This is a genomic window from Citrobacter sp. wls718, from assembly GCF_005280945.1.
GTDB classification, from domain to species: Bacteria; Pseudomonadota; Gammaproteobacteria; order Enterobacterales; family Enterobacteriaceae; genus Citrobacter; species Citrobacter gillenii.
Window position 1 is genome coordinate 84,255 of record NZ_SZWV01000016.1, and the last position, 23,831, is coordinate 108,085.

24 protein-coding genes are annotated in these 23,831 nt (G+C 54.5%); 4 read left to right on the top strand and 20 right to left on the bottom strand.

All coding sequences use genetic code 11. The annotated features are described in order from the left end of the window. Positions 1-56 precede the first annotated feature (56 nt). From FDW95_RS03295 to sra, 5 genes are all read right to left on the bottom strand, one after another. The gene (locus tag FDW95_RS03295; protein ID WP_096757032.1) at positions 57-341 is read right to left on the bottom strand and encodes a HigA family addiction module antitoxin; all 285 of its coding nucleotides are present in this window, start codon (positions 339-341) and stop codon (positions 57-59) included. Continuing rightward, complete coding sequence (locus FDW95_RS03300; RefSeq protein ID WP_096757033.1) at positions 341-619, bottom strand: type II toxin-antitoxin system RelE/ParE family toxin; 279 nt, start codon at positions 617-619, stop codon at positions 341-343. The genes FDW95_RS03295 and FDW95_RS03300 overlap by 1 nt, the downstream gene beginning before the upstream one ends. 187 nt (positions 620-806) lie before the next feature. After that, positions 807-2,522: an ABC-F family ATP-binding cassette domain-containing protein gene (locus FDW95_RS03305; RefSeq protein WP_115258487.1), complete on the bottom strand. Its 1,716-nt coding sequence runs from the start codon at positions 2,520-2,522 to the stop codon at positions 807-809. Between the two features lie 309 nt (positions 2,523-2,831). Further along, a complete protein-coding gene (gene maeA, locus FDW95_RS03310) occupies positions 2,832-4,529 on the bottom strand; it encodes a malate dehydrogenase (protein WP_115258488.1) in 1,698 nt (565 codons plus the stop codon). A gap of 179 nt (positions 4,530-4,708) precedes the next feature. Continuing rightward, on the bottom strand, positions 4,709-4,849 hold the full coding sequence (gene sra, locus FDW95_RS03315) for a stationary-phase-induced ribosome-associated protein (protein WP_096757036.1): 141 nt from the start codon (positions 4,847-4,849) through the stop codon (positions 4,709-4,711). A gap of 228 nt (positions 4,850-5,077) precedes the next feature. Between sra and FDW95_RS03320 the strand changes: the two genes are divergently transcribed. Further along, positions 5,078-5,509: an OsmC family protein gene (locus FDW95_RS03320; protein WP_096757037.1), complete on the top strand. Its 432-nt coding sequence runs from the start codon at positions 5,078-5,080 to the stop codon at positions 5,507-5,509. A 42-nt stretch (positions 5,510-5,551) separates the two neighbouring features. Here the strand turns inward: FDW95_RS03320 and FDW95_RS03325 are convergent, their stop codons facing one another. From FDW95_RS03325 to FDW95_RS03350, 6 genes are read right to left on the bottom strand one after another with little or no spacing between them, the layout of a single operon-like run. After that, positions 5,552-6,322 (bottom strand): 3-hydroxybutyrate dehydrogenase, encoded by a 771-nt coding sequence (locus FDW95_RS03325; RefSeq protein WP_115258489.1) that lies wholly within the window; start codon positions 6,320-6,322, stop codon positions 5,552-5,554. Positions 6,323-6,333: 11 nt separating this feature from the next. Then, positions 6,334-7,728, bottom strand: coding sequence for a GntP family permease (locus FDW95_RS03330; RefSeq protein WP_212734292.1), 1,395 nt, complete (start codon positions 7,726-7,728; stop codon positions 6,334-6,336). 43 nt (positions 7,729-7,771) lie between these two features. Continuing rightward, positions 7,772-8,695, bottom strand: a complete 924-nt coding sequence (locus tag FDW95_RS03335; RefSeq protein ID WP_115258490.1) for a 3-hydroxyacyl-CoA dehydrogenase family protein — start codon at positions 8,693-8,695, stop codon at positions 7,772-7,774. Further along, positions 8,685-9,890, bottom strand: coding sequence for an acetyl-CoA C-acetyltransferase (locus tag FDW95_RS03340; protein WP_115258491.1), 1,206 nt, complete (start codon positions 9,888-9,890; stop codon positions 8,685-8,687). The genes FDW95_RS03335 and FDW95_RS03340 overlap by 11 nt, the downstream gene beginning before the upstream one ends. 10 nt (positions 9,891-9,900) lie before the next feature. Continuing rightward, positions 9,901-10,557, bottom strand: coding sequence for a CoA transferase subunit B (locus FDW95_RS03345; RefSeq protein WP_115258492.1), 657 nt, complete (start codon positions 10,555-10,557; stop codon positions 9,901-9,903). 2 nt (positions 10,558-10,559) lie between these two features. Next, the gene (locus tag FDW95_RS03350) at positions 10,560-11,267 is read right to left on the bottom strand and encodes a CoA transferase subunit A (RefSeq protein ID WP_115258493.1); all 708 of its coding nucleotides are present in this window, start codon (positions 11,265-11,267) and stop codon (positions 10,560-10,562) included. A 142-nt stretch (positions 11,268-11,409) separates the two neighbouring features. On the opposite strand from FDW95_RS03350, the gene FDW95_RS03355 reads away from it, so the two are divergent. Then, positions 11,410-12,300: a LysR family transcriptional regulator gene (locus FDW95_RS03355; protein ID WP_096757044.1), complete on the top strand. Its 891-nt coding sequence runs from the start codon at positions 11,410-11,412 to the stop codon at positions 12,298-12,300. A gap of 27 nt (positions 12,301-12,327) precedes the next feature. Here the strand turns inward: FDW95_RS03355 and FDW95_RS03360 are convergent, their stop codons facing one another. The 7 genes from FDW95_RS03360 to FDW95_RS03390 are packed head-to-tail and all read right to left on the bottom strand — an operon-like array spanning position 12,328 to position 19,253. Further along, the gene (locus FDW95_RS03360) at positions 12,328-13,266 is read right to left on the bottom strand and encodes an ABC transporter ATP-binding protein (RefSeq protein ID WP_115258494.1); all 939 of its coding nucleotides are present in this window, start codon (positions 13,264-13,266) and stop codon (positions 12,328-12,330) included. Further along, positions 13,259-14,245, bottom strand: coding sequence for an ABC transporter ATP-binding protein (locus FDW95_RS03365; protein WP_115258495.1), 987 nt, complete (start codon positions 14,243-14,245; stop codon positions 13,259-13,261). Before FDW95_RS03365 ends, FDW95_RS03360 begins: the two co-directional genes overlap by 8 nt. Continuing rightward, positions 14,242-15,138, bottom strand: coding sequence for a D,D-dipeptide ABC transporter permease (ddpC, locus tag FDW95_RS03370; protein WP_096757047.1), 897 nt, complete (start codon positions 15,136-15,138; stop codon positions 14,242-14,244). Before ddpC ends, FDW95_RS03365 begins: the two co-directional genes overlap by 4 nt. Then, entirely contained in the window at positions 15,135-16,157 is a 1,023-nt protein-coding gene (locus tag FDW95_RS03375; RefSeq protein ID WP_115258496.1) for an ABC transporter permease, read from the bottom strand. The genes ddpC and FDW95_RS03375 overlap by 4 nt, the downstream gene beginning before the upstream one ends. A 48-nt stretch (positions 16,158-16,205) precedes the next feature. Continuing rightward, positions 16,206-17,768 carry an ABC transporter substrate-binding protein gene (locus FDW95_RS03380; RefSeq protein WP_096757049.1) on the bottom strand — a complete coding sequence of 521 codons (1,563 nt, stop codon included), beginning with the start codon at positions 17,766-17,768 and terminating at the stop codon, positions 16,206-16,208. Between the two features lie 16 nt (positions 17,769-17,784). After that, positions 17,785-18,372 carry a D-alanyl-D-alanine dipeptidase gene (gene ddpX, locus FDW95_RS03385; RefSeq protein ID WP_096757050.1) on the bottom strand — a complete coding sequence of 196 codons (588 nt, stop codon included), beginning with the start codon at positions 18,370-18,372 and terminating at the stop codon, positions 17,785-17,787. Between the two features lie 14 nt (positions 18,373-18,386). Continuing rightward, positions 18,387-19,253, bottom strand: coding sequence for a MurR/RpiR family transcriptional regulator (locus tag FDW95_RS03390; protein ID WP_115258497.1), 867 nt, complete (start codon positions 19,251-19,253; stop codon positions 18,387-18,389). A gap of 400 nt (positions 19,254-19,653) precedes the next feature. Here FDW95_RS03390 and hdeB point away from each other — a divergent pair, with 400 nt between their 5' ends. Beyond that, on the top strand, positions 19,654-19,983 hold the full coding sequence (gene hdeB / locus FDW95_RS03395) for an acid-activated periplasmic chaperone HdeB (protein ID WP_115258498.1): 330 nt from the start codon (positions 19,654-19,656) through the stop codon (positions 19,981-19,983). A 156-nt stretch (positions 19,984-20,139) separates the two neighbouring features. Then, positions 20,140-22,083: a methyl-accepting chemotaxis protein gene (locus tag FDW95_RS03400; protein WP_115258499.1), complete on the top strand. Its 1,944-nt coding sequence runs from the start codon at positions 20,140-20,142 to the stop codon at positions 22,081-22,083. A gap of 48 nt (positions 22,084-22,131) precedes the next feature. Here the strand turns inward: FDW95_RS03400 and FDW95_RS03405 are convergent, their stop codons facing one another. Together FDW95_RS03405 and FDW95_RS03410 are read right to left on the bottom strand one after the other, a co-directional pair. After that, on the bottom strand, positions 22,132-23,271 hold the full coding sequence (locus tag FDW95_RS03405) for an HlyD family secretion protein (RefSeq protein WP_115259944.1): 1,140 nt from the start codon (positions 23,269-23,271) through the stop codon (positions 22,132-22,134). A gap of 2 nt (positions 23,272-23,273) precedes the next feature. Continuing rightward, on the bottom strand, positions 23,274-23,612 hold the full coding sequence (locus tag FDW95_RS03410) for a DUF3302 domain-containing protein (RefSeq protein WP_096757054.1): 339 nt from the start codon (positions 23,610-23,612) through the stop codon (positions 23,274-23,276). Positions 23,613-23,831 lie beyond the last annotated feature (219 nt).

The following is a 23,831-nucleotide window of genomic DNA, read 5'->3' on the forward strand; positions in this document are numbered from 1 at the left end:
TTTTTTGTCCATTAAAACCTGCCGGATAGCGCAGGTTTATCCAGCCTACAATACCGTTACTGTGCTACCAGTTTGCGCAGACGTGAGATATCCACGCTTTTTTGCGCTTCAGCCAGACTCCAGGCATTCTGCAGATTCAACCACATTTCGGGCGAACTGCCGATCACCACTGAAAGTTTGATCGCCATTTCCGGGGTTAATGCTGCCTTGCCCGTTAACAGTCGGCTCGCGGTTGAGGGGGCAATCTCCATTGCTCTGGCAAATTCGCGCAGGCTGACGTTTAACTCATCCAGCGCTTCCTGAATAATATCCCCCGGACGGGGATGATTAGCCATTTTCATCAATGATAGTCCTCGTAATCCAGTATATATGCATCGCCATTGACGAATTCAAACGTAATACGCCAGTTGCCTGAAACAGAAATCGACCAAACGCCGTCGCGATCGCCCGTTAACGCATGCAGTTTATAACCAGGCATATTGATATCTGTTACATGGCTCGCTGCATCAATAACGGCAAGTCGGTGCCGCAATCGCCGGACATGCTTCGCCGTCACGCCTGATGTTCGCCCCTGAAGAAACAAGTCGCGCAATCCTTTGTGTCTGAAGTTCATGATCATCCATACCTTCCTTGTTCCCTCAAGAGGAACACTATCATTAATGTTCCGCTGAACGCAACACTAATAGCCGAATTTTGCCAAAGTGTGCAGCGAGTGCGGTAAAAGGAAAAGCGGGCAGGGGGATAAATGGAAAGCGGCGCGCAAGACTCGCCAGACGGCGACATAATGCCGCCATCCGGCAACCGTTTTACTCCAGTAGTGAATTCAGATGCTCAATCTCCTTGCGCCATTGTGCCTGCAACTGCGGTTTTTGATGTTTGGTTTTGCGTGCCAGGTCATCAGACAGCCGCAGCTCCAGCTCGAGAAGTTTCTCCAGTATTTCGTCGCCATGATGATGAGGATCAGGAACAACCTCTGCCACCGTTTTGCTCGCCGCTAGCTCACTGGCGGTTTCCTGAATGCGGGCGTTAATCGCTTCCAGGTCGTGCCATTCGCTAAGTTCACCCTCATCAATAAACCAGAAGCGGTTGCAGCTTTGGCGGATAAGCTGACGGTCATGACTGACCAGCAGCACGCCGCCGCTGAAGTGTTGCAGCGTGTGCGCCAGCGCTTCTTTGCCTTCCATATCCAGATGGTTGGTTGGCTCGTCGAGCATCAACAGGCTGTAGCGGGCAAGCGTCAGCCCGATAAACAGCAGGCGCGAACGTTCGCCGCCGCTTAAGGTGCTGACCCGTTGAGCGTGGCGGATCCACGGGAACCCCGCGCTAATCAGTGCCATTTTGCGCACATCCGGCTGCGGGGCAAACGGCTCGAGAGCCTCGAACAACGAATCGTTATCCGCAAGCTGGTTGAGCGACTGGTCGTAATACCCCAGCGTCACCCGCGGGTGCAGCACCAGCGATGTCGAGGTCATTTGCGTCTGATATTGCTGCCAGATAAGCTTTAATAGCGACGATTTTCCACAGCCGTTACGCCCGACAATCGCCACGCGATCGCCGCTTTTGATGCGAATACCGGCAATGGAAAACAGCGTTGCCGCATCCGCTGCCGGAGAGACGGGGAGGTCTGTCATTTCCAGCAAGCGGTCAGCACGCAGGGCATCGCCATTCAATGTTAGTGACCACTGACTTCCGGCGGTGACATCCGTCTGGTCATCCTTCAGGCGCTGCACTTGTTTTTCCATCTGTTTGGCTTTGCGAGACAAATCTTCGTTGTCGTAGACCCGTCCCCAGGTGGCCAGACGTTTGGCGCTGGCAGTAACGCGATCGATTTCCTTTTGTTCTGCCTTATGGCGCAAGGCATCGCTGGCATCTCTGTCCACCAACGCTTGGCGCGCCGCACTACAGGGGAGATCGAACGCATGCAGGGAATGATCCCGGAGGATCCACGTTCCGTGCGTCACTGCATCCAGCAATTGTGGATCGTGAGACACCACCACAAAACTGCCGGACCAGCGCTGTAAAAACTGCTCCAGCCACAGCAATGTGGGCAAATCCAGATGGTTACCCGGTTCATCCAGCAACAGCAGGTCGGGATTGCGCGTCAGCGCGCGGGCCAGCAGCAGGCGCGTGTGCTGGCCGCCGCTCAGCGTTTGTGCGGTGAGGTGCAAATTCTCCGGCGTAAAGCCCATTTCTGCGAGTAGTGACTCAACCCGCCATTGCTGACCCGCGCGTTCATGCTCGGGAAGTTGTGCCAGTACGGCTTCCTGGAGTGTTAGCGGCAGGATCTCATCCGGCAAATGCTGTTCTACGCGCGCAAGATGACAGTGATGTGCCTGGGCAATGGATCCGCTGGTGGGAGAAATCGTGCCATCCAGCAGTTTTAACAGCGTGCTTTTGCCGCAGCCGTTGTAGCCGATAAGCCCAATGCGGTCGCCTTTTTTCAGGGTAAAAGTGAGATCGTCGAATAGCGTGCCAAATGCCGTATCAACGTGTAAGGATTGTGCGGTTAGTAATGTGCTCATTGTTGCTTACTCAAGAGTTACAGACGTAAAAACGCCTCGTCAAACATCGCTGACGATAACCCGGTAAGCCCGAGAGAAGGGGATTTAGAAGTTAGCTTCGCTCAAGCAGAAGTTATCGCAGCACGATACCGATAACGCTTGAGCACTGGCGATCGCCAAAAGCATGTGAAACGATCAAACGTTCACAGTACAGCATAAGTATCCTCCTTAGTTTTTCCCGAATGTTAATCGATGGTGAAAGTGTAATCGCAAGTCGCTGAATTGTGCAAGTGTTGAACACCCGGCGGCAGGGCGCCGCCGGGTAAACCGTCAGATAGAGGTACGACGGTAGTCGCGATATTCTGCTTGCCAGAAATTCTCGTCAATCGCCTGCTGCAGGGCTTCAGCCGATGTTTTCACTGCCATGCCTTGCTGCTGGGCCATTTTACCTACGGCAAAGGCTATGGCGCGGGAAACGGTCTGAATATCCTTCAGTTCCGGTAATACCAACCCTTCGCCGTTCAACACCAGCGGTGAATATTGTGCCAGCGTTTCGCTGGCCGACATCAGCATTTCATCAGTGATGCGCTTGGCGCCAGAGGCGATCACGCCAAGACCGATACCCGGGAAGATATAGGCGTTGTTACACTGGGCAATCGGGTAGATTTTATCTTTCCAGGCGACCGGGGCAAACGGGCTACCGGTAGCCACCAGCGCATTGCCTTCGGTCCAGGCAATAATATCCTGCGGTGTGGCTTCCACGCGCGATGTCGGGTTAGACAGCGGCATGACGATTGGGCGCGGACAGTGCTTGTGCATCTCGCGAATAATTTCTTCGGTAAACAGGCCCGTCTGACCGGAGACACCAATCAGAATGTCCGGCTTCACGTTGCGAACCACGTCGAGCAGAGACAGCACATCTTCTTTCGTATCCCAGTGCTGCAGGTTTTCGCGTTTTTGCACCAGTTTGGTCTGGAACGAGAGCAGGTTCGGCATTTTGTCGGTTAACAGACCAAAGCGGTCAACCATAAACACACGCTGACGCGCGGCCTCTTCGCTTAATCCTTCACGCTGGATCTGCGCGATGATCTGCTCGGCAATCCCGCAACCGGCGGACCCCGCACCAAGGAAGACAATATTTTGTTCGCTCAACTGGCTGCCCGCCGCGCGGCTGGCCGCAATCAGCGTCCCGACGGTAACCGCCGCCGTGCCCTGAATATCGTCATTAAACGAGCAAATTTCATCACGATAGCGGGTCAGCAACGGCATGGCGTTTTTCTGCGCGAAGTCTTCAAACTGCAGCAGCACTTCGGGCCAGCGATGTTTCACCGCCTGGATGAACTCATCAACAAATTCGTAGTATTCATCGTCGGTGATGCGCGGATTACGCCAGCCCATATACAGCGGATCGTTCAGCAACTGCTGATTGTTGGTACCGACATCCAGCACTACCGGCAGAGTGTAGGCCGGGCTGATGCCGCCACAGGCGGTGTACAGCGACAGTTTGCCGATAGGAATGCCCATCCCGCCGATCCCCTGGTCGCCAAGACCCAGAATACGTTCACCGTCGGTCACGACGATAACTTTGATATTGTGGTTCGGGACGTTTTGCAGGATATCGTCCATGTTATGGCGGTTCTGGTAGGAGATAAACACGCCGCGCGCGCGACGATAAATCTCGGAGAAACGCTCACAGGCGGCACCCACCGTCGGGGTATAGATAACCGGCATCATCTCATCAAGATGGTTTTGTACCAGTCGGTAAAACAGGGTTTCGTTGGTATCCTGAATGTTGCGCAGATAGATATGTTTGTCGATTTCCGTTTTGAATCCCTGATATTGGATCCAGGCGCGTTCGGCCTGCTCTTCAATCGTCTCGACCACTTCCGGCAGTAACCCCAGCAGGTTGAAGTTACGGCGTTCTTCCACACTGAAAGCACTCCCTTTGTTCAGTAAGGGAAATTCCAGCAGTACCGGGCCAGCGTAAGGGATGTAAAGGGAACGCAGTTTGTTAGTTTCGTTTTCCATGTCACTCACTCTTTTTTGAATAACCCTCCCTGGCACTGTTTATGATCGTAGGTTGCCTTCCGCCAGGGAAACGGCCGAAGTATAAAGCATTGTGAATGGGTTAAGGGGTTTTATAAGCAAAAACACCACTGCGGTTGCAATGGTGTATATCATCATTATTCAGTATAACGTGCGGGGTATTACTTGGCGTCAGCGCGGCGTTTTCTTCCGGTAGGGTTGTTGACCACGCTGGTTTTGTCGCCTTCGGTTACGGTTTTACGTTGATTGGAGATTTTGTGGTCCAGTCCGAGAACATGACGGGCCTGACGGTTCGATTTCATTCTAACTCCTTAATCCTGTTACTGGTTTCAAGGGCGAGCCCGCGTAAGCGCGGACGAAATACAACCTGATTAACAGCCGGTGTCTAAAATAACGGCTTTCTGGATGGTCGGTCATTTCATCTGAAAGGTCAATGCTTAAGCAGTTAATACAGAACTATCCAATATGCGTCATGTGTTTTCCTCGGCGTCCTATACTTGTTACTCCGACGACAACACAGGAGAGCGGTAATGACTATCCATAAGAAAGGTCAGGCACACTGGGAAGGCGACATTAAACGCGGTAAAGGGACCGTGTCGACCGAAAGTGGCGTGTTGAACCAGCAGCCGTATGGGTTTAATACGCGATTTGAAGGTGCGAAAGGCACCAATCCTGAAGAGTTGATTGGCGCGGCTCATGCGGCCTGCTTCTCGATGGCGCTTTCGTTAATGCTGGGTGAGGCTGGCTTCACGCCAGACGCCATTGATACCACTGCCGATGTTTCTCTGGATAAGGTGGATGCGGGTTTTGCCATCACCAAAGTGGCGCTACACAGTGACGTTTCCGTGCCCGGCATTGATGCCGCAACCTTTGACGGTATTATCCAGAAAGCGAAAGCTGGATGTCCGGTGTCACAGGTTCTGAACGCGGAAATTACGCTGGATTACCAGCTGAAGTCTTAACGATGATGTGCCGGATGCGAGAGCGCATCCGGCTGACATAACTTACTGCGCCACCCAACCGCCGTCCATATTCCACGCCACACCGCGCACCTGCGCCGCACCGTCTGAACATAAGAACAGCGCCAGCTCTCCCAGTTGTTCCGGGGTGACAAACTCGCGTGACGGTTGCTTCTCCGCGAGCAGAGCATCGCGCGCAACATCCGGCGCGGTGCCCTCGGCAATGCGCCTGTCGATCTGCTGTTGTACCAGCGGCGTCAGCACCCAGCCGGGACACAGTGCATTACAGGTTATGCCTGTCTGCGCTGTCTCAAGTGCGGTGGTCTTGGTTAGCCCCACCACGCCGTGTTTAGCCGCGACATAGGCCGATTTTTCTTTTGACGCCACCAGCCCGTGCACAGAGGCGATATTAATGATGCGGCCCCAGTTGCGTTGACGCATGCCGGGCAGCGCCAGACGGGTAGTGTGAAAAACGGAGGACAGATTAATCGCGATGATCGCATTCCATTTATCGACCGGGAACGTCTCCAGCGGTGAAACATGCTGGATCCCGGCGTTGTTGACCAGAATATCCACGCCGCCGAACTCGCTGTCGGCGTAGCGCATCATCTCGGTAATTTGCGCTGCATCGCTGAGATCCGCCCCGTGATACCCCGGTGTTTTGCCATACTTCGCCACGGCATCTTTTGCCGCTTCAGCATCACCAAAGCCGTTAAGAATCAGAGTGGCGCCGGCTTTCGCCAGCACCTGCGCAATGCCTAATCCAATACCGCTGGTGGAGCCGGTAACCAGGGCCACTTTTCCCGTTAAGTTCATGATGATTCTCCTTAAACAATGCCGGTGGTGTAGAAGACGCCGATCACAAACAGAACGGCCAGACTTTTGATTATGGTGATGGCGAAGATCCCGCCATATGCCTGACGGTGACTGAGACCGGTGATGGCCAGCAGCGTGATTACCGCCCCGTTATGCGGCAGAGTATCCATGCCACCACTGGCCATAGAGGCCACGCGGTGAAAGACTTCCAGTGGAATGTTGGCGGCATGTGCGGCGGCGATAAAGGTGTCGGACATTGCCGCCAGCGCAATACTCATCCCGCCGGATGCTGAACCGGTGATCCCGGCCAGAGTGGTGATGCTGATGGCTTCGTTGAGCAACGGGTCGGGAATGGCCGCTAGCGCTTTTGACAGCACCAGGAAGCCCGGCAACGCGGCGATCACTGCGCCAAAACCGTATTCTGAAGCGGTATTCATTGCCGCGAGGATCGCACCGCCCACCGCCGTTCGGCTGCCTTCCGCCAGGCGACCTTTTATATTGCGAAAACCAAAAATCACGACCAGCAGGATCCCGGCAATCAGCGCGGCTTCCACCGCCCAGATAGCGGTAATTTTGCCGACTTCAGTGGTAATCGGTTTGGCAAGACCCGGTAGCTCCAGTTGATGAGTCGAGCCATAAAACACCGGGATCCAGCGGGTGAACAACAGGTTAAACACCCCCACCAGAATCAGCGGCGAAATCGCAATAATCGGGTTTGGCAGATTAATATTATCCGGCGTTTCCGGTTCGTTAAGCAGTTCGGTGCCATAGCCCTCGTTCTTTGCCTGCGCTTTTCGGCGCTGACGCTCAAGGTAAATCAGGCCGACAAAGATAATAAACAGCGAGCCTATCAGCCCCAGCCAGGGCGCGGCCCAGGCGTTGGTGCCAAAGAAGCTGGTCGGGATAATGCTCTGGATCTGCGGTGTACCGGGCAGTGCATCCATGGTGAAAGAGAAGGCGCCCAGCGCCACGGTTGCCGGGATCAGTCGCTTCGGAATGTTGCTCTGACGGAACAGCTCAGCGGCAAACGGATACACCGCAAACGCCACCACGAACAGCGAGACACCGCCGTAAGTCAGCAGCGCGCACACCAGCACGATCACCGGAATGGCGTGACGCCGCCCGAGGATGTTGATGGCGGCGGCGACGATTGAACGGGAAAAACCCGATAATTCGATTAACTTGCCAAACACTGCACCCAGTAAGAACACCGGGAAGTACAGCTTCACAAAACCGACCATTTTTTCCATAAACAGGCCGGTAAAGGCAGGACCGACGGCGCTGGGTTCAGTCAGCAAAACAGCACCTAATGCCGCGATGGGGGCAAACAGGATGACGCTGTATCCGCGATAGGCTGCCAGCATCAGCAGGCCCAGCGCGGCCAGGGCGATTAATACACTCATCATGACTCCTCAATATCATTGTTATAGTGGGGTACAGAAAGAGAAGTTACGGTTTCAGGGCAAAACGCAGCTGATGCTCTCTGCGTTGCTGGATGTATTCCTTGCGCGAATCATCCCAGTGATAAAACCCCTGACCACTGCGTAAACCGGTTTCACCGCGAGCAACCTTGTCGGCGACCAGCGACATCATGTCGCTGCCGGTGGCGAGTGTTGGAAGCAGATGGCGACAAATATCCTGCACCGTGGCAAGTCCGGTCATGTCCGCCGCTTCCAGCGGGCCGACCATCGCGTAACGGCGGCCCAGCGACGCACGCATCACCTGGTCTACCACCTCGGCGCTGGCAATACCGCTTTTAACGATATGCAGCGCTTCACGCAGCAGGGCAAACTGCAGGCGGTTGCCGACAAAGCCCGGTGCGGCGCGATCGAGCACCACCGCCTCAAGCTGCATCGCGACCAGCCATTGCTGCAATTCACTGAGATATTCAGGTTTGGTTGCTGTGCCCGGCACGATTTCAACCAGCGGAATAAAGTGCGGTGGATTCCAGAAATGTGCGATCAGCAACCGCTCCGGGTGCGCGAGTTTTTCCGCCAACGCATCCGGCGGCAGGCCACTGGTGTTGCTGGCGATAATCGCTTCGGGTGAGATAACGGCTTCCAGCTGTGCGTACAGCGCGTGCTTCAGCTCTAGCCGTTCCGGGATCGCTTCGATTAATAATCCAGACGCGGCGATATCCGCCAGAGAGGTTGTGCCGTGCAGTCGCGCGAGAACCGATGCTTTATCTGCGGCGGCAAACTGGTCGGTGACAATCAGCTCGTCCAGAATGCTGCTGGCAACAGCCGTTATCTCGGCAATACGGTTGCTGTCGGTATCAAACAGCCAGATAGGATGACCAAAACGGGCAAAGTGGGTCGCGATGCCGATGCCCATTAGCCCGGCGCCCAGTACGCTAATGTGATTAGTCTGCATAGTGTGCTCCTGTTGGACGTTCCACCGTTAGCGCCACGCCATGGCCACCACCCACACACAGCGTGGCCAGCCCTTTGGCCACATTGCGCCGCGCCATTTCATGTAGCAAGGTAACCAGAATGCGGCAACCTGAGGTCCCGATTGGGTGGCCCAGCGCAATTGCACCGCCGTTAACGTTAACCTTGCTGCTGTCCCAATTCAGCGATTCGCCGACCGCCAGCGCCTGGGCGGCAAAGGCTTCGTTGGCTTCGATCAGATCAACGTCATCCAGCGTCCACCCGGCGCGCTTCAGGCACTTCAGCGAGGCTTCCACCGGGCCGATCCCCATAATGGCCGGATCAACGCCCGAGACGGCGTAACCGGTGATTTTTGCCAACACCGGAAGGTTTAATTCAGCGGCTTTGGCGGCACTCATTACCATTACTGCCGCCGCACCGTCGTTTAGGGAAGACGCATTGCCCGCCGTCACCGTGCCGTTGCCGGGACGAAATGCCGGTTTCAACTGCGCCAGTTTTTCCGCCTGAGTCTCCGGGCGAGGTTGCTCATCACGCTCCACCACGCGCGGTGCTTTTTTCCCTTGCGGAACGCTAACTGGGGTGATTTCTGCGTTAAACCGACCGGCTTCGAGGGCGGCGGCCGCTTTTTGCTGGGAGTGCAGGGCGAAGGCATCCTGTTGCTCGCGACTGATGGCGAATTTATCCGCCAGATTTTCGGCGGTAATACCCATATGGTAGTCGTTGAACGCATCCCACAGCCCGTCATGCACCACGCTGTCTTTCAGGCTGGTATGACCCAGACGTAATCCTGCGCGGGCACCGTCGAGAAAATAGGGTGCATTGCTCATGCTTTCCTGACCGCCGGCAATCACGATGTCCGCATCGCCGCAGCGAATGGCCTGCACCGCCAGATGAACCGCTTTTAGTCCTGAACCGCACAGTAAATTGAGGGTCATCGCTGGGGTGGTTACCGGCAAACCGGCACGAATTGCCGTCTGTCTGGCCGGATTCTGCCCACAGCCGGTCGTTAAAACCTGACCTAAAATCACGTCGTCTATCTGTTCTGGTGCAACCCCGGTCTTTTCCAGCAGAGCGCGGATGACCGTTGTCCCTAACTCAACGGCAGAAAGCGGGGCAAGGGCACCATGAAAACTGCCAATTGGCGTGCGCGTTGCTGCGACAATAACAACATCCATCATGGTCAGATCCTTAGTTGAAGTGCATTTCGGGGACATGATCGGGAACGATCAGCTTGCCGGCGGTTCTGGCAACAATGTCGTCCACGCTGACGCCCGGCGCCCGTTCGCGCAGAATGAACGCGCCGTCGGCAATTTCCAGCAGCGCCAGGTCGGTCAGCACACGCTTGATACAGGCCACGCCGGTCAAGGGCAGAGTGCAACTGGGAAGCAGCTTGGACTCACCGCTTTTCGAGGCGTGCGTCATCACAACGATGATGTTTTCAGCGCCAGCGACCAGATCCATCGCGCCGCCCATACCTTTCACCATTTTTCCGGGGATCATCCACGAGGCGATATTGCCATTGGTATCCACTTCGAATGCGCCAAGAACCGTCAGGTCGACGTGGCCGCCGCGGATCATGGCGAAGGATTGTGCGGAGTCGAAAATTGCCGCGCCTTTACGCGCCGTCACGGTTTGCTTACCGGCGTTGATCATGTCGGCATCAATGTCGTCCTCGGTAGGGAACGGCCCCATACCAAGCAAGCCGTTCTCTGATTGCAGCATCACGTCCATGCCGTCGGGGATATAATTGGCCACCAGGGTCGGGATACCGATACCGAGGTTGACGTAATAACCGTCGCGCAGCTCGCGAGCGACACGCATCGCCATTTGTTCACGCGTTAACATGGTCAGGCTCCTTGATGGCGTAGGGTGCGTTGTTCAATACGTTTTTCGAACTGCCCCTGAATAATGCGATTGACGAAAATTCCGGGGGTGTGAATAGCGGCGGGATCCAGCTCGCCGGGAGGGACAATTTCTTCCACTTCGACTACCGTGATGCGTCCGGCTGCTGCCATCAGTGGGTTAAAGTTTTGTGCGGTATGGCGGTAGATGACGTTGCCGTACCAGTCGGCTTTCCAGCCTTTGACCAGCGCGAAATCACCGGTAATCGCCTGCTCCATGATGTAAGGCCGGCCGGCAAACTCGCGCACCTCTTTGCCTTCGGCGATGGGGGTTCCGTACCCGGTGGCGGTGAAGAAGGCGGGAATGCCCGCACCACCGGCTCGTAGCTGCTCCGCCAGCGTGCCCTGTGGCGTCAGAATGGCTTCCAGCTCTCCGCTCAGCACCTGCTTTTCGAACAGGGCATTTTCACCGACATAGGACGCCACCACTTTGCGTACCTGGCGTGCTTCCAGCAGCACGCCGAGGCCAAACCCGTCCACGCCGCAGTTGTTCGACACCACGGTCAGTCCCTGAACGTTCCGACGACGCACTTCTGCAATCAAATTCTCAGGAATACCGCATAAGCCAAAACCGCCTGCCAGCAGTGTCATGTTGTCAGTCAGCCCTTCCAACGCCTGTTGATACGTGGCGACCCGTTTATCCAGTCCAGCCATACACTTGCCCCTCCAGTTGTTCCTGGCGACATCATTAGGGGTGAAAAATGATTTGTTAATTTTAAATTTGTGACTCACTCATTGGGTTTTTTTATCAATTTAATGTTAATTAAAGGTATTCAACAAGTTAAAGGAATGAGTAATGAGAATGAGCATCAAACAGTTACGCGCGTTTTTAGCGGTAGCTCACACTCTGAATTTTGCTCATGCCAGTGAACGGCTGAATATGTCGCAACCCGCGTTAAGCCTGGCGATCAAAGGACTGGAAGAGTCGTTAGGGGGCGCTTTACTGTTAAGAACCACCCGCAAGGTGACCCTGACGCAGGAGGGCGAAACGCTGCTGACCATGGGGCGACAGCTGCTTGCCGACTGGGAAAATACCGAAGAAGCCATGCGCCAGCGCTTTACACTGCAACGTGGCAAAATTTCGATTGCTGCGATGCCGTCATTTGCCGCGAATGTGCTGCCGCCGGTGCTCAAGACCTTTCGCGACAGCTATGCCGGTGTCAATGTCACGGTGCACGACGTAATTAACGAGCAGGTGATTGAAATGGTCAGCGAAGGGCGGGTCGAGATGGGGATTGCCTTTGAACCGGACTACTCCGGACACCTGCATTTTACCCCGCTCGGGATGGATCGTTTTATCGCCATCGTCCCTCCGACCAGTCGTCTGGCTGGCCGGGAACGCATAGCATGGAAGGACTTGCTGACGCTGGATTTTATTACCTTGCAACGTCCCTCTGCCGTACGTCTGATGCTGGAAGAGCAACTGGTACAAAGCGGCCATGCGCTGGAAGTGGCGCTGGAGAGTCACCAGTTGGTGACCATTGGACGCCTGGTGGCGAATGGTTTAGGCGGCAGTGCCGTGCCTGCATTGTGCCGCACACAGATGACCGAACTTGGCGCAACCTGTATTGAGCTGGACGGCCCGGTTATCCAGCGTCGTATTGGGATCCTACGTTCCTCGCATCATAAGTTGTCGACTGCATCCGAAATGTTGGTGGATGCGCTGAAAAAGGCATATTGCGCCTGATACACCAGGTACACTATGCCCGTGCGGTCAGATTTCGCTAACTGCCCGCCAGCAGCGGACTTCACTCCCGGTCTCGTTGTTCAATAATGCCTGTTTCTTCTCACATCCCTGAGTCGCCAGCGGGCAGCGATCGCGGAAATAACATCCCTGCGGTAGGGTTCGATTCCCCGGTAACTCGGTTTTACGTAACACCAGATCTTCCGCCAGCGGTGCACCGGTTTTAGGGACCGAGTCCAGCAACAGACGTGTATACGGGTGCGCGGGAGAGGTTAATACCTGCTGCGTGTCACCCAGCTCAACGATTTGCCCGAGGTACATTACCGCCACCCGGTCGCTCATATGCCGCACGACCGACACGTTATGCGAGATCAGCACATAGGTCAGGTTTCTGCGTGCCTGTAGCGCCACCAACAGGTTGAGGATTTGCGCCTGTACGGAAATATCCAGCGCCGAGGTGGGTTCATCAAGCACAATCACATCCGGCTCAGAGGACAACGCGCGGGCAATGGCAATGCGCTGGCGCTGCCCGCCGGAAAACGCGTGCGGCAGGCGGTCAAGGTATTCCGGACGAATCCCCACGTGTAACGCCAGCTCTTCCGCAAGGGCGCGGCGGTGACGTTCGGCGCTGCGCTTTTGGATCCACACCGGTTCGGTAATGATCCGCCACACCGGTAAGCGCGGATCCAACGACGAGAGTGGGTCCTGAAAGACCATTTGCATGCCGCTGTGTTTTTCTGTGCCGCGAGCGTATTGCCCCTGACTCGGCCTGAGCATCCCCATGAGCAGTTGAGCCAGCGTACTTTTGCCACAGCCAGACTCACCAACGATACCCAATGTTTCCCCCTGGCGAATCTGTAAATCTAACCCGTTGAGCGCGTGCACGCGCTCGGTGACCTTGCCAAGCCAGTTTTTTCGGGCCGGGAAGTTGACATGTATATCCTGAAGCGACAGCAAAATGTCAGTCATGACGAGTCTCCAGTTGGGGATACCAGCAGGCGGACTGCTGATCCGCATGCCCCTGACTGCGTAATGCCGGGACCGCGTCACACTGTGTCCCGGCCGCATAACAGCGTTCGCGGAATGCACATCCGGCAGGCAATTGGGTTAAGTTCGGCACGGTACCCGGGATTGCGGGCAGCAGCGCGCGGGGCTCTCCGTGTTCTGGCGCGCATTTCAGCAAACCAATGGAGTAGGGATGCGTCGGGTGCTGAATCACCGTCTGCGTCGGGCCGCTTTCGATCACGCTTCCGGCATACATGACATACACCCGGTCGCACAGTTGCGAAACCACCGCCATATCATGGCTGATAAACAGCACCGCCGTGCCGCTGGCCCGCGCTTTATGCTTCAGCAAGCGCAGTACCTGCAGTTGCACCGTCACATCCAGCGCGGTCGTCGGTTCATCAGCAATAATCAGCTCCGGCTCGCAGGAAAAAGCCAGCGCGATCATCACCCGCTGGCGCATACCGCCGGAAAGCTCAAACGGGAAGCGCGACATGACTTCGGCGGCGTCCGGGATTTGCATCTCCTCCAGTAAGGCGATGGCTTTTTGTCGCGCATCCGTGCGGCTGAGTGATTGATGATGGCGGATCACCTCTACCATTTGCTGGCCAATGCGCCGGGTCGGGTTTAGGGCCGTCATCGGCTCCTGAAAAATCATTGCCACGCGTGCACCGCGCCATTTGCGCATTTGCTTCTCGCTGGCGTTCAGCACATCTTCACCGAGCAGCGACACGCGCCCCTGGTGAATGCGATAACTGCCCTCCGGCAACAGGCGCATGGCAAGCATGGCGGTAACGGATTTCCCGGAGCCGGACTCGCCGACCACGCCGACAATCTCACCCCGGTTGATGTGCAACGAGACATGGTTCAACGCATGCACGTCAGCTTTATAGCCGGGGAAGCTCAGGTGCAAATTTTCAATTTCCAGGACGGGTTGGCTCATGACTGTTTTCCTCCGGCTTTCGGGTCCAGCAGGTCACGAATACCATCTCCAAAGAGATTGAAACCCACGGCGGTGATCAGAATGGCAGCACCGGGAAACGCACAGTACCACCACTGGTCAAGCACGTAGTTGCGGCCAATTGCCACCATGGCTCCCCATTCCGCGCTCGGTTGCTGCGCACCCAGCCCGATAAACCCCAGCGTGGCGGCCATCAGGATCGCACTGCCGATGTCCAGCGAGGCCTGCACGATCAGCGGCGGCAGCGAATTACGTAAGATATGCCAGCTAATCAGATGCCAGCGGGACGCGCCGTACGTACGGGCAGCCTGTACGTAGGTAAACTGGCGGACTACCAGGGTTTGTCCCCGGGCCAGACGTACGTAGAAAGGAATGCGCACAATCGCAATGGCCAGCATGGCGTTAAACAGGCTGGGCCCCAGCGCGGCGGCCAGCGCCATGGTCAGCACCAGCGAGGGGATCGACAGCATTACGTCCATCACGCGCATAATAATCGCGTCCGCCCGTCCGCCCATCACGCCGGACAGGCAGCCCAACAGTGAACCAATCCCACCGGCGATACCCACTACCACCAGTCCTGCTACGATCGACTGCTGGCTGCCGACCAGTACACGGCTAAACAGATCGCGTCCCACTTCATCAGTACCAAACCAGTGAGTAGCTGACGGGGGGAGCAGGCGTGCGGTGAGGTCGATCGCATTGGGATCGTAAGGCGTTATCCACGGTGACAGCACCATCATCAGCAACATCAGCACGATGATCGCTCCGCCAATCAGCGTCAGCGGGCTGCTTTTCATCATCCAGAACAGTTTGGCCCAGTCGCGGCGACGGTGAGCGCTCGGCGAGGTGGCGGGCGTTTCTTGTGAGAGCATCATTGTGTACCTCCGCGTCCGATGCGCGGGTCAATCCACAGGTAGAGTAAATCCACCACCAGGTTGACCAGCACATAGGCAAATGACACCACCACGGCAAATCCCATGACGGCCGGGAAGTCGAGCGCCTGTATGGAGGTGACGACCCAGGCGCCCATGCCTGGCCACGCGAATACCGTTTCGGTAAGTACCGCGCCGTAGAGCAGATCGCCCAGCGCCAGCCCCAAGACGGTGATGGACGGAATGAGCGCGTTGGGCAGCGCATAACACAAAATGATGTACCAGCCCGGTAAACCGCTGGCGCGGGCGGTGCGGATGTAATCCTCGCTAAGCTGTTCGAGCATAGCGGAGCGGATCTGGCGGGCGACAATACCAAGATGTACAAAGGCCAGCGTCAGGGACGGTAAGATCAGATGCTGGAGCGCATTGAAAAACACTTCGCCATTGCCTTCCAGCAGCGCATCTATCAGGTAAAACCCGGTAACGTGCGCCGGTGGATCCAGCCAGTCATCCAGGCGTCCACCGCCGGGTAATATTTGCAGATGACCGTAAAACAGTACGATAACCCCGAGACCAAGCCAGAACGCCGGCGTCGAAATACCGGTGATTGCCATCAGACGCACAAGGTGGTCGAGCCAGCGGTTACGCCAGACTGCGGATAAAATCCCCAGCGGGATCCCGATAATCAGCGCCAGCAGCAGGGAGCAAAAGGCCAGCTCAAGCGTGGCGGGGAAGAACACGCGCAGCTCATCCATCACCGGACGTCCGGTACGAATCGAGGTGCCTAAATCGCCCTGAAACACATCGCTGACGTAGCGAAAAAATTGCACGTACAGCGGCTGATTAAGACCCAGCTGTTGGCGAATATTCTCAACAATTTCATCACTGGCGCGATCGCCCGCCAGCAGCCGCGCGGGGTCGCCCGGGATCAGGTGCGAAATAATAAAGGTGATGACGCAAACACCGGCCACCACCAGGATAAGTCCCCAGCAGCGCTGGCGTAAAATGCTCCAGAAAGTCATTGGCTTCCCCTTGCGGAGCCAATGCGGCTCCGCATAAACGTGGTGAGATTATTTACTCATGGTGGAGATGTTGAAGACCTGTTCCAGCATTGGGTTAAATACAAATCCTTTGACGTCTTTGTTCATCGCCAGCTGGTAGTTTTTCTGGAATAAATAGACGTAGGCCGCTTCATCAATCACGATGGTTTGCGCCTGCTGGTAATCGTTGGTTCTGGCCACCTGGTCGGTCGTTGACAACGCGCTGCGCAGCAGCTTATCGACCTCACTGTTTTCATAGAATGAACGGTTGCCTGGTAAGCCTTTTTTATCCGACTCAAACCAGTAGTTCATAAACATGTACGGATCGGCGAAGTCCGGGCTCCAGTTGCCGATGGCGATGTCGTAATCACCTTTACCAACGCGGTCACGCATGGTGGCGTTGGCCAGTTTTTCCAGCTTGACCTTGATCCCCAGCTTGCCAAGACTGGCCTGGGTGGCGAGGGCAATCGGCTCCCAGTTCGGGTCGTTATCCGAGTACAGGAAGCTCAGGCTGTCTGGTTTGTTTGCGACTTTGTCCCACTCGGCTTTGGCTTTCGCTTCATCAAAGCTGTATTGCATGGCTTTTTCATCAAAGCCCCACATGCCTTCGGGGATCGGGCCGCGCATCTGCTTACCGTTGCCGCTGAGGATCCCGTTCACCATGCCCTTATAATCCGTTGACCACGAAATAGCGCGGCGTAAATCCACCTGATTGAGCGGTGCTTTACTGTTGTTCAAGTACAGGTAGGTCACGCGCAGTGACGGGTAATCCGCTACTTTGACTTTGCCTTCCTGCTTTAAGGCGGCAAGCTGATCGACGGGCAGCGCATCAGCAATATCGATATCGCCGCGCGACAACTGCAGACGGCGGGAGGCGCTTTCACCGATGATTTTCACCGATACGCGCTTAAATACTGGCTTGGTGCCCGCCCAATGCGGGTTCGGTACCAGAACCAGCTGCTGTCCTTTTTGCCAGCTCTTTAACATAAAAGGACCCGAGCCCGCCGTATTCTGGGCAAGGAAACCGCGCGCATCGTCGGCGGCATGTTCTTTTAACACCGCCGGGTTGATTATTGACGCGCCGTCATTCGCCAGCGTGTACAGGAAAGGCGCGAACGGCTGGCTGAGGGTAAATTTCACCGTACTGGCATCAATGGCCTCTACCTTCAAATCTTTCGGGAACGCTTCGGCAGGTCCCTGACCAATTTTGATCAGGCGTTCAAAAGATTGCTTCACCGCCTCAGCCGTTACCGGCGTGCCATCGGCAAATTTGGCCTCGCTTTTCAGGGTGAAGGTCCACTCTTTTTGATCGTCAGACGCCTTCCAGCCGCTGGCTAAATCGCCTTCTACTTCCGTGGAGCCTTTATCACCTTCAGTTTTGTACTGCACCAGACGCTGATAAGACGGATAGGTTACCGTCCAGTCGTTGTTATCAATCGTGACGGCAGGATCGAGCGTTTGTGGATCGGCGGCTTTACCGATCACCAGCATATCCTTAGGTACCGCGGCTTGTGCAGCGGGCAGGGCTGCCGCTAATGCTAAAGCAATCAGCGCGGGGCGAAACAGCGATGTTAAGGCGTGTGTTGTCTTCATAACCAGGCTCCAGAAATTAAAGGGGGTGTGGTGTTGTTATTTGGGGGGCAGGGAAACACGCAATACAGTCATCAAGCAGGGGGTAACGAGCTGCGTCTGGTAATTCAAAATGCCACCATTCGCTGCTGATCCCGACAAAACCGCCACCGGACATAATGGCATTCAGCATCAGTCGATTACGCTGTGCGGGTGGCGCAACGGAAGGATGCCAGGCGTGGGAACGATCGTGCATTTCATCAAAATCGGCCCCCATATCGAGGACATTGCCACGTTCGTCCATCAGCGTGACGTCAATGGCCGTGCCACGGCTGTGATTGGAGCCAATCGCGACATCGACAACGTACTGCGGATCCGGGCAGGCATTCCATAGCATCGCCTGCGCCTGCTGCGGACGATAAGCGTCGTACACCACCAGATTCAGGCCCGCCAGTTTCGCAATGCTGATGCTTTTGGCCAGTCCCGTGACCGCATCGGTGTGTAACAGGCAGCGCGCTTCCCGGTAGACAGGTGCGCCGGTAATGTTATCGCGGGTAGCGTATTTGAGATCGATATGCAGTGACGGAAAGATCACCGACAGATCGACCAGAACAGAGGTTTCTGGCATAGCACGATTCCTGTTTATTGTTCGAATTGACCAAACTGCTGTTGGAGTTGGCGATTGGTTTGCAGGCGCCCGGCGAGAGCGTCGCCCAGTTGCGCCACCACCGCGGAAAGTAATAAGTTGAACAGACAGCTGACGGGGGCAAGGGAGTCCCAGAAATGCCCGGTGTCGGTTTTCACCTGGAGTAAATCAATACCGTAGTCTCTGGCCCACGGACACCAAACATCGGTTATCAGCGCCAGCGGAATGTGGCGGTCGCGGGCGACCCGGCAATATTGTCGTGATGTTGCCGAGTAGGCGCGCATATCGGTTATCACCACATACGGCTGGTCAAACCCTGAATTCAGTGACTCAACCCAGCTTCCGGACAAGCCCTCGGAGTAACTGACTTTGGGTCGCAGGTATTCCAGATGGCTGAAAAAGGCGTTGGCAATCCCGCGGGTCGACTGAATGCCGAGGATATACACGGCCTCGGCGTGTGCCAGCTGTTGCGCAATGCGTAAAAATGTGTCGCTTTGCGCCAGTTGATAAACATGGGTAATGGCATCAATTTCCAGCAGCAGCGACTGCTGCGCCCGGTCCGGCAGACGTTGCTGCTGGTGCCAGGAATCAAGCCGTTCATTCATTCCCCACGGCTGATAGGGGATAACAGGCAGTTCGCGCAGGCTGGCTTTAGCATCTTCCAGATTGCGAAAACCCAGTTTGCGCAGATAGCGTCCAACGGTAATGCCACTGGTTCCCGTGGCCTTAGCAATGCCGTCTGCAGTTTCAAACGGGATCTGCGCAGCGTGTGCTAACAGCCAACCGGCAACACGCTTTTCACTCGGCGTAAGCTGGCTGAAGGTATGTTCTACGCGGGCGAATAATTCAGGTTTTGATGTCATTACCGTCTCGCTGTTAGTTGCCTGTCAGATGCCGTGTCGTTGTTACTGGATTAACAATGCAGGACGCGTGCCATGTCTGCGCCCCCGGTTTACTGGCGCCATTTGTTAAATAATGCGTAACTTCATTAACTAATGATCAACATTTGTGCAGCGTAGTTCAGTTTTGGTGCAACGGTAGGGAAAGCGGGGTATGAATCGGTGGATTTCGTCGGGACGATCACATTGTGAGCGATATTTTCCCCGCTGACATCAGAATTGGTAACCCGAAATATAAATTTCAGCCATATCAACGACCATCATCTTTATTCTTTTAATAGTAGGGGTATTATTTTTCCCGAGCTACATTAACGGTTTAAAGCGCAAGTGTAGATATTATCTATATTATAAATGGAGTACTACAATGAATAAATTCTCCCTTTCTACCGCAGGTATTCTGGTTGCCGCGTTGTTAACCAGTGTCAGCGTCAATGCAGCAACTGAGACCACAAAAACTGAAGTGACGCCTAAAGGGATGAGCTGCCAGGAGTTTATTGATTTGAACCCACAAACCATGGCGCCGGTTGCCTTCTGGGTGCTGAACGAAGATGAAGACTTCAAAGGGGGGGACTACGTAGACTATAACGAAACGATCACTACTGCGGTTCCCCTGACCATTGAAATGTGCAAAAAAAATCCACAGAGTGAATTAAGTAAAATAAAAGCTGAGATCAAAAAAGAATTATCTAAATAAGATTAAACACTTATTAAAACCCAGCCACAGTGCTGGGTTTTGCTATACGTGACAGTGTCACATATATATTTTCACATCCTCTGATAAATCATCATAAAGATATAAATACCCGTGCCGATACTGCTTAAAAGTTAGCCTTTTGCAGAAGGAGTTTGTATGGCCTGGTATCCTACTCGTATTTCCACGCGTTTAACCATTGGCGGCATTCTGCTGCTTGCCGTCACCACCCTGGTGATTGTCGCGATTATGCTCTGGCGCGGTCAGCCCAGGGTTGTTGAGATCAATACCGCCCTGATCGAAGAGACGGGGCAAGGGTTAACCCGCCAACTGAGTACCGTGTTATCGCGTATTGAGGGCGAGACCGTTAGTCTGTCACGTCTGGCTGAAGTATTACCTAACGATGAATCCCTGTACCAAAGCGTGGTGCCGCACCTGATTGGCGAGGATAAGAATTCGATTATTACCGGCGGCGGGATCTGGCCGGAGCCAAATGCTTTCACTCCGGGCGTGGAGAAGCGCAGCTTTTTCTGGGCGCGTAACGCGGAGGGAAAACTGGATTTTTCCAACGACTATAACGCCGAAGGTTCAAATGGCTATCACAACGAAAGCTGGTATCAGCATGCCAAAGGGCATTCGCAGAACAGTTGTTTGTGGTCTGATGTTTATCAGGATGCCAGTTCTGGCGTCAATATGGTGACCTGCAGTATCCCATACCTGCACTCGGGCACTTTTGCCGGAGTAGCGACCACCGATATTCGTCTGGATAACGTCGCGACCTTTATGCAGCAGCAGGGCAACAGCACCGGTGGCTATGCGTTTGTGGTCGATAAACAGGGACAAATCCTGTACTTCCCGCAGGCCGACAACGCAAAACAGAAAACATTTAGCGATCTGTCCCGCAGTGCGCAATGGCTGGCTCCGGTCGAAAATGGCCTGAAGTCGCTTCGCGTTGCCGACGGGGTGAAAACCATTACGCTGGAAAACGATGGCGTGCTGAACACACCGTCGCGGGTGATGCTGTTCCCGATGGCGGACACCGGCTGGGTGGTGGGCCTGGTCACGCCAGAATCACGCATTGTTGGCCTTGCAAAAGTGATGATGCAGGACGTCCTGGAAGTGTTGATCCCGATTATGACGGTTCTGCTGGTGGGCTCCTGGCTGGTGGTACGCAGACTGATCTCGCGTCTGGACGATACGCGTCGCGCTCTGGATGATATTGCGCAGGGCGAAGGTGATTTGACCCGTCGTCTCGATGTCCGCGGCAAAGATGAGATTTCAGCCATTGCGGAGGCGTTTAATCTGTTTGTCGATAAAATCGCGGCCATCCTGATTACCGTCAGAAGCAGCAGCGTGGTGGTCGCCAATAACGCGGTCAGCCTGGCAGACAGCAATATGGAGCTCTCTTCACGGGTGACGCAGCAGGCAGCGGCGCTGGAAGAAAGTTCAGCAGCAATGGAACAGTTAAATGCGACCGTTCATCAAAATGCGAGCAATACGCAGTTGGCAGATGAGTTATCCGACAATACCGCGCAAACGGCCAACCGCTGCGGCGATGTGATGCAGGGGGTGATCTCCACCATGGATAACGTCAGCGGCTCATCCGGCAGAATGGTAGAAATTGTCGCGGTGATCGACAGCATTGCTTTCCAGACCAACATTCTGGCCCTGAACGCTGCCGTTGAGGCCGCTCGCGCGGGCGATGCGGGGAGAGGATTTGCCGTTGTCGCCTCTGAAGTTCGTACGCTGGCACAGCGCAGCGCTACAGCCGCTCAGGAAATCAAAGCGTTGATTGATGAGTCGGTGTCTCATGTGGGCAGCAGCAGTCAGCAAATTCACACTGCCGGCGAACGGCTGGAAGAACTGGTCAGCAATGTGCGGCAGGTACGCCAGTTGATGGGTGAAATTCGCGTAGCGGGGGAAGAACAACGCAAAGGTGTTTCAGAAGTCACGTTGGCGGTAACTGAAATGGACAGCACCGTGCAGCAGAATGCGTCGTTAATCGATGACGCTGCCGCACGTACCCAGGTGCTTAAAGAAGAGGCCGAGCAGTTAGCGCTGCTGGTTTCGACATTCAAATTGCCTGAACCAGCCGCGGCCTGATTCCGCAAAACTGGTATTCGGGCGCAACGTCTGCGCCCGAATACGCCATTAGTGATCCAGATACAGGTAGTGCATCCAACTGGTCATACGCAACAGTATTTTTCGCAGCAACGACAAGGCTTCAAAATGGTGTGCGGAATAGACCGCAACCTGCGCGGCCACGCCATCTGGCAACTGCTGTTCCGCCTGATTCTCACCGACATCAATGCTCACAAGCACTTTGTTGCTTCCTGGCGCCATATTCAGTGATTGTAACGTGCCCTGGGCGTAATAGGCTCCGGTAGGGATTACCGGGGCCACGTTCACCACTTTTCCTTCGATCACCTGTCCCGGCAACCCGTTAAAAACAATCTCTGCATCGTCGCCAACATTAAGACGTAAAATAGCGTTCTGACGGAAAGCCGCCACAATTTGATTCTTATGGGCAGGAATAAATACCATCACCGGTTTAAAAGGGAGCCTCGAGGCATAGGTTCCGGGCCGCACCAGGAGTTGACTGATATAACCGTCACTTGGAGCACGAACAATCGTTTGTTCATAATTGAATCGCGCCTCATCAATTTGTGCCTGTAAACTGGCAATCTGTGAATTTTGACCATTAATACTGCTGTCGAGTTCTTTTTGAATGCTGTTCAATTCAGCATGGGCGGCATCCATCGCCGCATCCTGCGCCAGATAATCCTGACGCGCGGTATCAATATCATTGGCGGTAAAGGGATTAACCTTAGCCCGACTTCCTTGCTGGTAGCGCTGATAATTTTTGTAATACTTATCGCGCTCTGCTTTCGCCTGCTCAAACTGAAGACGCGCGCTGTTGCGTTTTTCTTCCAGCGCCATAACGTCATGCTTTTCCGTGACAATGTCCGCTTCCAGTTTTTCCAGTTTGGCTTTGTAGCGGGTAGGGTCAATTTTAAACAGAATCTCACCTTTTTTGATCGGTGTATTAATTTTGTCCGTAACTTCAGACACCACGCCCGTAACCTGTGGGACAACAGGAATACCCACTACCAGTTTTTGCGCATCCTCGGTATAGGGGTGGTTGTAATTCATGGTGAGAATTAACGCGCCCAGCATAACTATCCCACCAAGAACCGCTGTAGGGACTGTCCATTTATTTAACGGTACTTTAAATATCTTGAAAATGGCATAAACAATAGCGGCGTAACTTAATACTAATAATGTTTCCACGATCAATTCACCTTCGATTCCTGCACATTACCGGGTGCTATTTTTTCGAGTGTTTTCTCCAGCGAGGCGATCCGCGCGGTAAGTTCCTGCGTGTCATTACGCGACACATGACCATGCCAACCCTGTTTATCACTGTATAACGTTGCCCATATCCACAGAAATGGCCAGAGCGCATGTAGCGTAAACAGGCTTACCCAACCAGCTACATGGATCGCATCCAGATGTGGGTGATTTCTCTTTTTGGCAATTTCATAGGGAATGTCATGCAAAATCAGTACGCCATAAAAAATAACTAAGAACACGAAAATGAGCATCGCTAATGCAATATAATTGAGTACCATAAAAACTCCCGTTGTTAGCGATACATTATCGCCATATTTTTAATGGCAAAGAGTGTTAATATGTTAAAAGTATAAAATAAGACTTTCTCGAAAATTATCCGATATAAGCCAATCCAAAATTGGATTTTCCTCATTTGCTTTTTCCGTTCAGAAGGATAATTATTGAAGAGAGGCAATATAAATAATCTTGAGAACGCTGGTAATGACTCCAACTTATTG

Bases quoted from the DNA above. Each gene is read 5' to 3' on its own strand.
- FDW95_RS03295 (WP_096757032.1), bottom strand. From the start codon at position 341: ATGAAAATGGCTAATCATCCCCGTCCGGGGGATATTATTCAGGAAGCG.
- FDW95_RS03300 (WP_096757033.1), bottom strand. From the start codon at position 619: ATGATCATGAACTTCAGACACAAAGGATTGCGCGACTTGTTTCTTCAG.
- FDW95_RS03305 (WP_115258487.1), bottom strand. From the start codon at position 2,522: ATGAGCACATTACTAACCGCACAATCCTTACACGTTGATACGGCATTT.
- maeA (WP_115258488.1), bottom strand. From the start codon at position 4,529: ATGGAAAACGAAACTAACAAACTGCGTTCCCTTTACATCCCTTACGCT.
- sra (WP_096757036.1), bottom strand. From the start codon at position 4,849: ATGAAATCGAACCGTCAGGCCCGTCATGTTCTCGGACTGGACCACAAA.
- FDW95_RS03320 (WP_096757037.1), top strand. From the start codon at position 5,078: ATGACTATCCATAAGAAAGGTCAGGCACACTGGGAAGGCGACATTAAA.
- FDW95_RS03325 (WP_115258489.1), bottom strand. From the start codon at position 6,322: ATGAACTTAACGGGAAAAGTGGCCCTGGTTACCGGCTCCACCAGCGGT.
- FDW95_RS03330 (WP_212734292.1), bottom strand. From the start codon at position 7,728: ATGATGAGTGTATTAATCGCCCTGGCCGCGCTGGGCCTGCTGATGCTG.
- FDW95_RS03335 (WP_115258490.1), bottom strand. From the start codon at position 8,695: ATGCAGACTAATCACATTAGCGTACTGGGCGCCGGGCTAATGGGCATC.
- FDW95_RS03340 (WP_115258491.1), bottom strand. From the start codon at position 9,890: ATGATGGATGTTGTTATTGTCGCAGCAACGCGCACGCCAATTGGCAGT.
- FDW95_RS03345 (WP_115258492.1), bottom strand. From the start codon at position 10,557: ATGTTAACGCGTGAACAAATGGCGATGCGTGTCGCTCGCGAGCTGCGC.
- FDW95_RS03350 (WP_115258493.1), bottom strand. From the start codon at position 11,267: ATGGCTGGACTGGATAAACGGGTCGCCACGTATCAACAGGCGTTGGAA.
- FDW95_RS03355 (WP_096757044.1), top strand. From the start codon at position 11,410: ATGAGAATGAGCATCAAACAGTTACGCGCGTTTTTAGCGGTAGCTCAC.
- FDW95_RS03360 (WP_115258494.1), bottom strand. From the start codon at position 13,266: ATGACTGACATTTTGCTGTCGCTTCAGGATATACATGTCAACTTCCCG.
- FDW95_RS03365 (WP_115258495.1), bottom strand. From the start codon at position 14,245: ATGAGCCAACCCGTCCTGGAAATTGAAAATTTGCACCTGAGCTTCCCC.
- ddpC (WP_096757047.1), bottom strand. From the start codon at position 15,138: ATGATGCTCTCACAAGAAACGCCCGCCACCTCGCCGAGCGCTCACCGT.
- FDW95_RS03375 (WP_115258496.1), bottom strand. From the start codon at position 16,157: ATGACTTTCTGGAGCATTTTACGCCAGCGCTGCTGGGGACTTATCCTG.
- FDW95_RS03380 (WP_096757049.1), bottom strand. From the start codon at position 17,768: ATGAAGACAACACACGCCTTAACATCGCTGTTTCGCCCCGCGCTGATT.
- ddpX (WP_096757050.1), bottom strand. From the start codon at position 18,372: ATGCCAGAAACCTCTGTTCTGGTCGATCTGTCGGTGATCTTTCCGTCA.
- FDW95_RS03390 (WP_115258497.1), bottom strand. From the start codon at position 19,253: ATGACATCAAAACCTGAATTATTCGCCCGCGTAGAACATACCTTCAGC.
- hdeB (WP_115258498.1), top strand. From the start codon at position 19,654: ATGAATAAATTCTCCCTTTCTACCGCAGGTATTCTGGTTGCCGCGTTG.
- FDW95_RS03400 (WP_115258499.1), top strand. From the start codon at position 20,140: ATGGCCTGGTATCCTACTCGTATTTCCACGCGTTTAACCATTGGCGGC.
- FDW95_RS03410 (WP_096757054.1), bottom strand. From the start codon at position 23,612: ATGGTACTCAATTATATTGCATTAGCGATGCTCATTTTCGTGTTCTTA.